The following is a 12,401-nucleotide window of genomic DNA, read 5'->3' as shown; positions in this document are numbered from 1 at the left end:
TTTCCGTTAAAATCGCCACTATGATCCATTATAATGAAATCGGGGCTTGCAGTCACGAAACTGGATGAAAACAACATCAACAGGTAAAATAAAAAATAATCTATTATAAAGGGGGGAGCCGCATGGCAGAGGAAACCGCGATTTTTGCCGGCGGATGCTTCTGGTGCATGGTCCATCCTTTTGACCAATTGCCCGGCATTCAAAAAGTCGTTTCCGGGTACACAGGCGGAACAAAGCCGAACCCGACATATGAGGAAGTGTGCTCCGGTGCGACCGGGCATACAGAAGCTGTTGAAATTACGTTTGATCCGGAAGTTTTTCCTTACGAAAAGCTGCTTGACATTTACTGGCGGCAAATTGACCCGACAGATGCAGGCGGGCAGTTTTACGACAGGGGGACCTCTTACCGGCCCGTTATTTTCTATCAAAACGAAGCCCAAAAGCAGGCGGCGGAAGCTTCAAAAAAACGGCTAGAAGAGAGCGGGCGGTTTAAAAAGCCGATTGCTGTCACAATTGAACCGGCTTCCGCCTTTTATCCGGCGGAAAGTTACCATCAGGATTATTACCGGAAAAATCCGACCCATTACGAGGCTTACCGGCAAGGTTCAGGCAGGGCCGCATTTATCCGCAACCATTGGAGGGATGAACATGAAGGATGAAAAACTGACGCCTTTGCAATATGAAGTGACGCGGAAAAACGGAACGGAACCGCCGTTTCAAAATGAATACTGGAACGAGTTTCGCGACGGGATTTATGTCGATGTTATTTCCGGAAAACCGCTGTTCAGTTCAAAAGATAAATATGATGCAGGCTGCGGCTGGCCGAGTTTTACAAAACCGATCGATGCCGGCGAACTTACCGAACGGCTTGATACGAGCCACGGCATGATTCGTACGGAAGTGAGAAGCAAGGCGTCTGACGCGCATTTGGGCCATGTGTTTCCGGATGGGCCAGGCCCTGCGCATCTTCGGTACTGCATGAATTCAGCCGCGATGCGTTTTATTCCGAAAGAAAAGCTTGAGGAAGAAGGATATGGGGAGTATCTTGCGCTCTTTGAAGAAAAAGAATAAGCCGGCTGGGCGGATGCACATACAAAACGGGCCCGTATCCCATACGATGCACTGTACAGAAAAACAGTTTTTTTGAGGAGTGAATGGGATGTATTACGGCCATGAAGGTGCTTACCCTGCATATGATCCCTGCTGCGGCTACGGATACGGTTATGGGTCCGGTTACGGCTGGGGCTTTGCAGGACACAGAAACGGCTTTGCTTTAATTGTTGTGCTGTTTATTTTGCTGATCATTATCGGCGCATGCTGGATCGGCCCCAATTAAAAAACTGAAAAGGCCCGGGGCTATGCCCTGGGCTTTTTCAGTGTGTCTTTTATATTTTAAAGTTTCCGATCAGCTTGCGCAGGTTTTCTGCCTGTTTTGACAACTCCGAGGCTGCGGCTGTGACTTCTTCCATCGATGCAGACCCTTCCTCGGTACTTGCTGCGGTCATTTCCGTATTTGCCGCGGTATTCATGGCAATCTTGCTGACGGCATCGAACGAATCGGCGACATCGACAGAAAGTTTTTGCGTTTTTTCAATTTGGGCGGCCATGTCAATAATGACATTTGTCGTTTCATTCGTTTGTTTTTGAATGACTTCGAGCGAGTGCATCGTTTCATTGGAAATTTGCACGCCGGAAGTAACCGCCTCTACCCCTTCCTGATTCTGGCCGATAATGGTGCTAATTTCTTTTTGGATCGAACGCACAATATTCGTGACTTCCTGGGCGGCAGACTGGGATTGTTCGGCCAGTTTTCTGACTTCATCTGCTACGACGGCAAAGCCGCGCCCGTGCTCCCCGGCCCTGGCTGCCTCGATTGCCGCATTCAATGCAAGCAAATTGGTTTGTTTGGCAATCCCGGTGATCGTCATAATGATCTTTGTAATATCATCCGACTTTTCACCGAGCGCCTCTACCGTTTTGCTCGTATTTGTCATGATCGCTTCAATGCTCTTCATTTTGCCGGACGTTTCCATAATGGACCGGCTGCCTTTTTCTGCCGATTCTTTCATATGGAGCGAAGCCTGTTTTACCGTTTCCGCCTGCCGGAAAAGCGTATCGACCACTTCTTCAAGCGACTTCATTTTCGATAAGGATGTATCCATCTTGGAAGAAGTTTGTTCGCTGTCTGCCGCGATTTCATTGGCTGTTTCCGCAATCGACTGGATCGTTTTCGATGTTTCTTCAGAAGAAGCGAGCAGTTCTTCGCTTGAGGCAGAGACACTTTCCGCCATCGCGGATACTTCTTTTACAAGCCGGGCAATGCCGTCTATCAGCTGGTTTGTATCTCTTGCCAGTTTTGCCAGTTCGTCATTGGACGTCACTTCAATCCGCCTTGTCAAATCCCCGCCGGCATCTGCGATTCCCAAAATCGACCGGCTGATTTTTCTCGTGCTCGATTTGATGTTTTTCGTTAGGCTGATGCTGAGCATGACAGCCAGCACGATGGCAAGCAAGGAAAGGGTGACGGTTACGATCCGCGCAATCAGGACGGAACGATGCAAGTCGCCGATCCGGCTTTCTGATGCCTGTGTGGTGCTTATCAGCAAATCATGGATGCTGCTTTTCAAATTTTTCATGTAGTCGGATGCCTGGGAATCCTTCACTTGTGCAACCGCTTCTTGTTCCGACCCGTACTGCCTTGCTTCGACAACCCGGTCAACTGTTCCTACCCAGAAATTATAGGCTTCCGAAATTTTTTCGAGTTTTTGGCTCTGCAACCGGTCATCTTTCAGCATTTTTTGCAAGCGGCTTAACGTGCTGCTGGCTTCCTGTTTCCCCTGGTCATACGGCCGTAACGCAGCTTCATTTCCGGAAATGGCGTAATTCAGGGCGCCCGTTTCAATTTCGCCGGTCTGATTGAGCAGGCTTTGGACACGATCGTGCACGGCGAGGTCATGCTGGACAACATGATTGATTTCATTCTCCAGCTCGCGCATGTTTATGTATGAAGTGACGGTTAATACAATGAGCAAGACGGTTAAAACCCCGAATGAAATCACAATTTTTCCCCTGATCGTCTGCAAATAATAAAGGGGAAGCCGATGCAGCTGGCGGTTCGGACGGGAATTTTTCCGTTTCTCGCTTTTTTGCTTTCTTATTGCAAAAATGTTCCTTTTATTCAATCAAAAGCCCCTCCTTTTTACCCTGTGAACCGCAAATCATCATCTATATTTTAAACATGTTTTCTATCTTTTTCTAGTTTTTTGTAAAAACTTCCTCTTCCCGTAATGCCACCCTTTCTACTTTACGCGGGGGAGACGATCCGCTATATTGGAGTAAAAATCATTTTGGGGGATACTTATGAAATCTTTTTACCAGTTTTTAATGAGATATAGGGATCCGCATCTCCGTGACGAGTTGACGGTTTTTGCCAATGGGGCATACAATGATCACAGTTTTCCGAAACATTCAACCAACTATCATGAAATCAGTTCCTATCTCGAATTAAACGGGCATTATATCCCGTCAATGTCGGTTTTTGATCGGGCATGGGAGATTTATAAAGGCGAAAGCAAATAACCGGCCGAAAATTGTGCTGTTCGCTTTTTCCGGAGCGCATGCATAGAATGAAGTAAAACGTGTTTCGTTTTCAAGGAGCATGAAAAATGGATGCAAAAGCGCCGAAGTTTCAAGTTGGAGATACAGTGGTCGTAAAAGTATACGGGACGGTGGGAAAAATTACGGCTGTGAGACAGCTGGAAGGAGGGTATTTCTATGTGGTCAATGACCGGGAAGGCCTCCTAGCCGAACAAAGCCTCGCCCGCCTGGAAGAATATGACGGGATTCTGTATAAGAAAGAGGAAGTCAATATAGAATTGAAATTTTTTATCGGGGATATTGTAAAAGTAAAAGGCTATGGCGGCGTTCTTTTTAAAATTGTTGGTTTCCGCACGGAGATTTGGCGGTATGCAGAGGATGCATGGGAAGATGTGATTTATGAAATGGTCAGCATTCCAAAGGGCGAATGGCTTGAAGCGGATGAAGAAGAACTTTTGTTAATCGCCGATGCCGGGCAGGCCGATTCGTTTGTCAGCCGTTATCAATTTTTTTACCCGATGAAAAGCAGCCCCCTGTATCAGCTTGTCACTTCCGACTTGAAAACGCAGGAAAAAATCGACCGCCTGCTCGATATGTATAATGATTATGCGCTACTGTTAAACCTGTTTGGTGATGAGGCATACAGGGCCATGCTTGAGGCGGTCAAAATGCAAATCCAGGTTCTTTCGGCGCACGGCGGCCCGGATTAGTTTAGCGGGTTTGGCATATCAGGCCGTACGGGGTCATATTTATATCAACAAACAGAACAAAACGCGGGGTGGCTGCGGGATGAAAAAAGGGGGCGTTTTTAATGGAGAATATGGATGTTTATATTGATACAGAGGAAATCGCCGCATTCTTTTTTAAAGAGCTCGTGAAAAGGGGATTTGCGCCCCGTGAAGAAGAACTGGACGAAATTGCCGATATCACTTTTGAATACTTGCTTGCAAAAAGCATCATAGACGAAGAATATGAAGACGATTCCATATGAGGCGATCTGTTTGCAGGCCGTACAGGGAAAGGTGCAGCATCGGTATCCGGGACAGCCTTTTTCGGTCCCGCACGAAATAGCACTTGATGTCCCGTTGAATTTGCCTTAAAATAAAAAGAGAAATCGCAGGGGGAGAAACCTGCGATTTTTTTTGGCAAAGGAGCGGGATGCGGACGGTTGTGCGCTTAACGGGAATGTGCTTGCTTTTTCCATCGCAGAAAGATCCGGATGGGGCATTCATGCCGCTTCTTTTGCAGTACCGGCTCAAAATGGGGGCGAGCATCCATTTTGGGACAGAAGCCCATGCCGCAGTGAACGCGGTACCGGTAGAAGGATCAAAAGCACAAATTTTTTAGGATAGAGAAAGGTGACAACATGAGAAAATATGTATATACCGGCCTTGCCGCGATTTTTTTGGCCGGCTGCAGTGTAACAAACGGAAACCAGCCGGAAACGGGCGCCCATAAAAGTACCGCGCCGGCGAAACCGGCCCACACGGATACCGCGAAAAAAACCGGTTCCGGTTTGGTGCTTGATGCAAAATATTTTAACAAAATCAAAACGGTTAACGGGAAAAAAGTGATCCAGAATCCGGACAATATTTTGGCGCTTGTCAATAAAAACTATATTCTCGGGGATTACAAACCGAAAGACCTCGTCCGGCCGAATGTCCGCTTTTCATTTGGCGACGAAAGAATCGAAAAAAGCTATATGCGGAAAGAAGCAGCCGCGGCGCTTGAAAAAATGTTTGCCGCCGCCGAGAAGGACGGCATTGAATTATATGCCGCTTCCGCATACCGGTCGTATAACCGCCAGAAAGCTGTGTATGCGGCAGAAGTGCAAAGTTCGGGGGAAGAACATGCAGAACAGGCGGTTGCCATCCCGGGGTCGAGCGAACATCAGACCGGTCTCGCCGTTGATATTACAAGCCAGACCGCCCATTTCCTTCTCTCACAGCAAATGGGGAAGCAGAAGGAAGGCATCTGGCTTGCAAAACATGCACATGAATACGGGTTTATTTTAAGGTATCCGAAAAACAAAGAAAACATTACGAAATATGAGTACGAGCCCTGGCATTTCCGGTATGTCGGAAAAGAGGCGGCAGCCGTCATTTACAAGCACGGCTGGACGCTTGAAGAGTATTTCGAACATGTACATAAGGCTGAATAAATCCGTATGTGTAAAATTTTACTCGAAGGGGCAAATGAGTGGAAAAAAATGGGAAGACGCTCTATCATCTAATTGTACACTTCAAGATGAACATCTAGAGAGAGAGGTCTTCCCATGGATATTATATCAATAATTGCTGGATTATTAAAGGATACAAAGAGTCTTATCGAATTTGAAGAACAGCTTAAACTTCTGATGCAGAAGGCTTTTACACAATGGGTTGGGGATGTATTTGAGGAGTTAGATAAAACAATTAAACAAAAGAAGTTGGAGGAAGGCTGGGAGTACTGCCGTAGTGATAACAGAAGCGTTCAGTTTCTATTTGGAAGTGTGACTTTTAAACGTTCATTAATGCGTGATAAGAGAGGGAACTCACATTATCCCTTGGATGAATGCTTGGGGCTGGTACCCCACCGGAGATATAGCCCGTTAGTGGAATTAAAGGTGGCAGAGTTGGCAAGTGAGAACACCTATCGGGAGGTGGCGAATATTTTAAAAGAATGGACAGCCGTGAGTCTTAGTCATACAACTGTAGGGGAAATGGTGAAACGCGTAGGAAAAACGCAGGTGGAAGCCGACAAGGCCCTTGTAGAAGAGATGGAAATAGCTGCTTCACTGCCTGATGGGAAGAAGGTAGACTACCTGTTTTCCGAAGCAGATGGCGTATTCATCCGGGGACTGGAAAAGAAACAGGGTATGGAAGTCCGCCATGCCATTCTCTATGAAGGTTGGGAAACCAATGGAAAAAGGGTCTCCCTGCGTCAGCCCACAGTCATCATGACGACGGAAGACATTCAGACATTTTGGGATGAAGTCCAAGCCACAGCTGCCAACACCTATTCCCTCGAAAAAGCGCAAGTCATTACAAACAGTGATGGAGGTGCTGGGTACACAGCTGAACGGTTTCAAACAGCATTCTCACAGTCGGAATTTCCGGTGCTCAACCAGCTGGATACCTACCACGTTGCACAAGCCATCATAAGGACATTTGGGGGCGGAAAGAGCGAGATCAAGGAGCAAATTAGAAAAGCGATTAGAACGCATAACCTGGACCAATTCACGTTATATTTGGATACGCACGAAAGCACCTTGACGGATAAAAAGGCTCTCAAGAAAATCAAGGAATTCCGTTCGTATATCTTGAAAAACTGGGACCGCATTTTTGACTGGAGGGACAGGGTGAAAAACGTGCCGGAAGGTGCGAGAGGCCTAGGAGCTATGGAATCGAACCAAAGGCATATCTCCTTCAGGATGAAAAAAAGGGGCATGCATTGGAGTGAACTTGGCGCAGAAGCCATGGTGAAAATCAAACAAGGCATGCTCAATGGGACATTGAGAGAAGCCTATCTGAAACACCGTTCAAGAAGCGAGAGAAAGCAACGGAACTTGAAACAATCCATCAGGATGTCTCAACTACTCAAGCAGCCTGTACGCCCGTCAGTGGGCGTAAAGCACGGATCAGTTGCCCTGCATTCAAGCAGTTCATCGGCAATGGGACATTTAAGCAAAATATTAGAGCTTTCGTTTTAAGCCTGGCTCAGTGGGGACTGATCGTTGAGGCGCGCGAAATTTACGAGACTCCTGCGGGAAAAGCGAGCCAGGAGAGACCCCGCAGCGAGGTACGAGCGAGGAGGCTCGCCGGCCGCCCGCGGAAAGCGAGTGAATTTCGCGCGCCTCAACATCCCCGTTATCCATCTTTATACGGAAATATTACATCTTTTCCGAAAATTACACCGAGCAAGTAAAGCACGGTAGCCGAAAGTGTACAAAAAGAGTGTCTTGGAATACCCGATATTTAAACCTTGTCGAGAAAAACTTGACACATACAATAAATCCTGGGCTCTTTTATTAAAAAGAAAAAGCTGGTAGAATAAAGAAGTTAGAAATCGGGAGCTATGACTTTTGGAAAACGGCATGAAAGTGGTGAAGCCTTTGGACGATGAGAAAAAACAGACGGAATCCGGCCAGGAAGAACAAACCGGTTATATCCGTATGAAAAAATTTAAATTTGTCATGCTTTTGTTTTTCGTGATTTTCATAACAGCCGGCATTACGACCGCTGCCTTTGCGTTCGGCGACCAAAAAGCCGTCAACGTGACGACTGTCAACCGGCCGGAGTTTGACAAACTATATAAAGCATATGACAGCATCCAGAAAAAATATTACACAAAAGTAAAACAGAAGACGCTTGTCGACGGGGCCATTAACGGAATGGTGGAATCGCTCAATGACCCGTATTCTGATTATATGTCAAAAACCGAAGCATCAGACTTCAATAACACCATTTCTTCTTCTTTTGAAGGAATCGGTGCGGAAGTGGAAGAAAAAGACGGCTATATTGTGATTGTTTCGCCGATTAAAGGTTCCCCGGCCGAAAAAGCCGGCCTGAAGCCGAACGATAAAATACTCGCGGTTGACGGCAAAAGCGTCCATGGCATGAGCGCCAATGAAGCGGTCATGTTGATCAGGGGCAAAAAAGGGACAAAGGTGACACTCACGATCCAGCATGTCGGATCGAAAGACGAAACGAAAGTGACCTTGACACGCGACACGATCCCGGTCAATACGGTTTATGCGAAGATGTTGAAAAACGGGGTTGCCCATATCCAGATTACGACATTCTCAGACGGCACATATAAAGAATTCAAGGCGGCCGTTGAGAACATGAAAAAGCAAGGCATGAAGTCGATGATTGTCGATGTGCGTCAGGACCCGGGCGGATTGCTTGACCAGGCTATTAAAATTGCGAATATGTTTGTGCCGGAAGGGCGTACGATCCTGCAAACGGAAGACCGGAACGGCTCCCGGGAGAAATATGTGGCAGAAAGTGGCACGAAAATAACGGTCCCGGCGGTTGTGATGATCGACGGCGGCAGCGCGAGCGCTTCTGAAATTTTGGCGGCCGCACTGAACGAATCGGCAGGCATTCCGCTTGTCGGCGAAAAATCATACGGCAAAGGCACCGTGCAGTCTGCTGAAAAATTCAACGACGGATCGATTTTAAAATTCACCGTCCAAAAATGGCTGACACCAAATGGCAGCTGGATCCATAAAAAAGGGATTGAGCCGGATGAGAAAGTGTCGCTTCCGGATTATGCCAAACTTCCGGTGATCGGAACAGATGCAGAATTGAAACTGTATTCGGTCTCGGAAGATGTAAAGACGGCGGAAAAAATGCTAAAAGCACTCGGTTACAATCCGGGCAGGGTTGACGGGTACTTCGACTGGAATACAAAAACGGCTGTCGAAGCTTTCCAAATGCATGAAAAAATGCAGCCGACAGGCATCATCAATGGCGATACGGCAACAAAACTGATGTCTGAAATCAGCAATCTTATTACGCGGCATGATACGCAGCTCAAAAAAGCCGAAGAAGTTGTCCAAAAAGAAAAATAGCAAAATAAGCCGGGAGCAAATCTCCCGGCTTATTTTATGCAATCCCATGCACGAAAAATGATATAATAAAGTCAGGAGATTCGCTGTCCCATATGAGAAAGGAAAGGAATGGGAGTGTTGGAGACAAAAGATACAGTTGATCTGGAATTCATCTTCCGTAGAATATACCGAAAAATTAAAGAAGAACTGCATAGCTTGTTAAAAGAGCATGTGACGCTTAACGAATTTATGGTGTTAAAACTTTTATCGGAATCCTCGATGCGTTCATCCGATTTGTCGAAAATACTGCAAGTTTCCGCCAGCCATATTACTTCTGTAACCGATTCGCTCGTGGAAAAAGGGCTGATTGAGCGGAGAAGATCCAATAAAGACAGGCGCGTGGTCGATTTAATTTTAACGGAAAAAGGAAAATCGTTAATCAGTCAGTTGAAAGAAACCAAATCCCGGTTTCTGAAAGACCAGTTGGACGTTTTTACGGAGGAAGAACGGGAAACATTGTACAGGCTATTCCGGAAGTTTGAAGATCACCTCAATCAAATGCACTGATATGAAAACGCGCCCATATACACAAAAAGCGCCCTGAAGCCGCAAGCCCGGCTTCGGGGCGCTTTTTTTAAATGAATGTGGCAGCATGCAACATTTAAGAAAAAAATGTAACAATACCCGTCCTTTTTCCGCCTTGTCAACCCCGAAATCCTTCCATCTTTTGGATATTTAAAAAGACGGTGCCAATGTGTGAAATGATAGGAAATTCGCACGATGCATGGGAACCTTTGATACAGCTGGCTTTTTCATTTTCAGTTTGCAAGCAGGCCCCTGCTTTGCTGCTTGTTCTATTTTCTCCCAGAAATATTACAAAAATCGTATGTTATGATTCTATTGTGTACGAGAGAGAAACCAACGAAAACGAGGGAGGACATTATTGATGAAAAAGGCTATGTTCACAACAGCAGCAGCACTTGCACTGATCCTTGCACCGGCAGTTTCCGGCAAGGCGGGGGCAGCCTCAAACGAAACAAACTGCAGCCCGAAAACGGTTGTTCAACATGAATACAAGTTTCATAGCATGCAGGAATTGGAGAACTGGTTAAAGCAGCATAACATCCGTTTTTCTTTTAAACCGGCAACCAATCAAACGGCTTCAAACAACGCGGGCAAAACGGACCAGACAACGGCAGCACCAAAGCAATCGGCACCGGAACAAACAGCAGCACCAAAGCAATCGGCATCAAAACAAACTTCAACGCAACCGGCAGGCAGCACGCAGTCCCAGGCTGCCAACACGTTAAACGCCTATGAAAAACAAGTGGTGACCCTTGTAAACGAAGAACGGGCGAAAAACGGCCTTGGCGCGCTGAAAATTGATACGGCTTTGAGCAAAATGGCACGCGTCAAATCGAATGATATGGCAACCCATAAATATTTTGACCATACAAGCCCGACTTACGGATCTCCGTTCGATATGATGAAGCAATTCGGGATCTCGTATCAATATGCCGGTGAAAACATCGCAATGGGCCAGCAAACACCGCAGGAAGTCATGAATGCATGGATGAACAGCGAAGGCCACAGGGCGAATATTTTAAATAAAAACTTTACCCATATCGGCGTGGGCTATGTTGAAAACGGCCATTACTGGACACAAGAATTTATTGGAAAATAAATTGCTTATCGCAGCCTCTTTTACGGGGCTGCTTTTTTGTGCGCACTTTTTGAAACGTCACTTACGGAAAACGGGTCCACTTTCCTGTACGCTGGTCCATCTGCCGGATAAGCCCCGCTTGTGCCAAACCTTATCCATTCTTTTTCAGCAAATCTCCGGCTTTTTGCTGGATATAATGCAAGCGTCCTAAAAGTGTTACCGCACCTACAGCAAGGCCTGTGATCAGTCCGATCCAGTAGGCAAACGGGCCGAGGGCGGTGACGGCATCCAGCAAATATCCGAGCGGAAGCCCAATAACCCAATATGAAACAAACGTCATAATGGTCGTAATCCGGACATCTTTATACCCTCGAAGCGCACCTTGCACCGGCGCCTGAACCGCATCTGACCATTGGAAAAAGATGGCATACAGCAAAAAATGTCCGGTTAACCGGATGACAGCCGGATCATCACTGTAAAACGCTGCCACTTGTTCATGGAATAAGTAGAGCAACAGCCCGGTCAAGGTGGCGATCACAACAGCGGTTATAAGTCCGATTGTGCTGTACAGGCGGGCGTCTTTAAATCTTCCGGCCCCTGCTTCAAAACTGACAAGAATCGTCATTGCAAGCGAAATGCTGAGCGGAAGCATGTACAAAAGCGATTCAAAATTCATGGCGGCCTGATGGGAAGCGATCGTGTCAGTGCCAAATTTGCTCATGAACAATGTCACAACCGAAAAAATGCTCGATTCAAAAAAAGTCGACAACCCCATCGGGATCCCAAGCGACAACAGCGCTTTCCAGCTGCGGAAAGAAACCGGGTAAAACGTGCGGAACAGCCGCATTTCAGCAAAACGCGGCAAACGCATAAGCACAAGGATTGCAATCAACAAGATAAGCCAGTAGGTGATGGCGCTCGCAACGCCGGCACCTGCCCCGCCAAGCTGCGGAAATCCGGCATGCCCGAAGATGAACAGAACATTCAATCCAATATTGATGGGCAGCGCCAACAGCGTGATCAACATCGATATTTTTGTCAGCCCGGTCGCATCAATCAGCGAGCGGCAAACCTGGTAACAGAACAACGGAATCAGCCCGAAGGACAGGGCAAATAAAAACCGATGCGCGACCCTCTCCACATGCGGTGCTAAATCCATCCGGCCAAGGACCGGCCCGATCGATAGCCCGCCTGCAAACAGCACCAGTACAACCATACAGACGGCGACGTAAAGGCTCTGGATAAATGTACGGGGGATTTCATCCGTGTTTTTGCTGCCGATCAAATGGGAAATGATCGGGGTAACCGCCTGTAAAACCGTTCCCAGCCCGGTTGAAACGGGGAACCAGAGGGATGCGCCGATCGCAACACCGGCCAGATCGGCTTTGGAAAAATGGCCGGACATCGTTGTATCGAAAAAATTCATGAGCAGCATCGCAAGCTGGGTGATGAGAATCGGCAGAAATAAATGCCAAAGCTGTGCGATTTTTTCTTTTAAGGTAAAGGTTTGTTTCATGTTCATTCCCCCAACTTTTCCACGGACTCCAAAAAATTATAACATATTCATTTTTCGGGCCGCCATGGATAGCCTGCCATGAAGATGGA

General features: G+C 46.9%; 12 protein-coding genes and 1 pseudogene. 11 read left to right on the top strand and 2 right to left on the bottom strand.

The genetic code is table 11. From position 1 onward, the window contains the following. Positions 1–122: 122 nt before the first annotated feature. The 3 genes and pseudogenes from msrA to BCOA_RS35735 form a co-directional block, all read left to right on the top strand. Positions 123–659 (top strand): peptide-methionine (S)-S-oxide reductase MsrA, encoded by a 537-nt coding sequence (gene msrA / locus BCOA_RS34015; RefSeq protein ID WP_014098461.1) that lies wholly within the window; start codon positions 123–125, stop codon positions 657–659. Next, a complete protein-coding gene (gene msrB, locus BCOA_RS34010) occupies positions 649–1,071 on the top strand; it encodes a peptide-methionine (R)-S-oxide reductase MsrB (RefSeq protein ID WP_014098460.1) in 423 nt (140 codons plus the stop codon). The genes msrA and msrB overlap by 11 nt, the downstream gene beginning before the upstream one ends. Before the next feature lie 175 nt (positions 1,072–1,246). Beyond that, positions 1,247–1,336: pseudogene (locus BCOA_RS35735) on the top strand (YjcZ family sporulation protein); the annotation flags it as partial. Positions 1,337–1,385: 49 nt separating this feature from the next. On the opposite strand, the gene BCOA_RS34005 reads toward BCOA_RS35735, so the two are convergent. Then, a complete protein-coding gene (locus tag BCOA_RS34005) occupies positions 1,386–3,182 on the bottom strand; it encodes a methyl-accepting chemotaxis protein (RefSeq protein WP_014098458.1) in 1,797 nt (598 codons plus the stop codon). Positions 3,183–3,360: 178 nt separating this feature from the next. Here BCOA_RS34005 and BCOA_RS34000 point away from each other — a divergent pair, with 178 nt between their 5' ends. From BCOA_RS34000 to BCOA_RS33955, 8 genes are all read left to right on the top strand, one after another. After that, positions 3,361–3,579 (top strand): YozE family protein, encoded by a 219-nt coding sequence (locus BCOA_RS34000; protein WP_014098457.1) that lies wholly within the window; start codon positions 3,361–3,363, stop codon positions 3,577–3,579. A gap of 86 nt (positions 3,580–3,665) precedes the next feature. Next, positions 3,666–4,307, top strand: coding sequence for a hypothetical protein (locus tag BCOA_RS33995; protein ID WP_014098456.1), 642 nt, complete (start codon positions 3,666–3,668; stop codon positions 4,305–4,307). Positions 4,308–4,408: 101 nt separating this feature from the next. Next, the gene (locus BCOA_RS33990; RefSeq protein WP_014098455.1) at positions 4,409–4,588 is read left to right on the top strand and encodes a YozD family protein; all 180 of its coding nucleotides are present in this window, start codon (positions 4,409–4,411) and stop codon (positions 4,586–4,588) included. Between the two features lie 375 nt (positions 4,589–4,963). Continuing rightward, entirely contained in the window at positions 4,964–5,758 is a 795-nt protein-coding gene (locus tag BCOA_RS33980; RefSeq protein ID WP_014098453.1) for a M15 family metallopeptidase, read from the top strand. Between the two features lie 114 nt (positions 5,759–5,872). Beyond that, complete coding sequence (locus BCOA_RS33975) at positions 5,873–7,288, top strand: ISLre2 family transposase (protein ID WP_014095747.1); 1,416 nt, start codon at positions 5,873–5,875, stop codon at positions 7,286–7,288. Between the two features lie 372 nt (positions 7,289–7,660). Continuing rightward, entirely contained in the window at positions 7,661–9,154 is a 1,494-nt protein-coding gene (locus tag BCOA_RS33970) for a S41 family peptidase (protein ID WP_014098452.1), read from the top strand. A gap of 108 nt (positions 9,155–9,262) precedes the next feature. Next, positions 9,263–9,700 (top strand): MarR family winged helix-turn-helix transcriptional regulator, encoded by a 438-nt coding sequence (locus BCOA_RS33965; protein WP_014098451.1) that lies wholly within the window; start codon positions 9,263–9,265, stop codon positions 9,698–9,700. A gap of 379 nt (positions 9,701–10,079) precedes the next feature. After that, positions 10,080–10,817 (top strand): CAP domain-containing protein, encoded by a 738-nt coding sequence (locus tag BCOA_RS33955; protein ID WP_014098450.1) that lies wholly within the window; start codon positions 10,080–10,082, stop codon positions 10,815–10,817. 130 nt (positions 10,818–10,947) lie between these two features. Here BCOA_RS33955 and BCOA_RS33950 read toward each other — a convergent pair whose 3' ends face one another. After that, complete coding sequence (locus tag BCOA_RS33950; RefSeq protein WP_014098449.1) at positions 10,948–12,312, bottom strand: MATE family efflux transporter; 1,365 nt, start codon at positions 12,310–12,312, stop codon at positions 10,948–10,950. Positions 12,313–12,401: the final 89 nt, after the last annotated feature.

The organism is Heyndrickxia coagulans 36D1 (genome assembly GCF_000169195.2).
GTDB classification, from domain to species: domain Bacteria; phylum Bacillota; class Bacilli; order Bacillales; family Bacillaceae_C; genus Weizmannia; species Weizmannia faecalis.
Note: the sequence above shows the minus strand (reverse complement) of the source record. Positions and strands in the feature narration are given on the sequence as shown.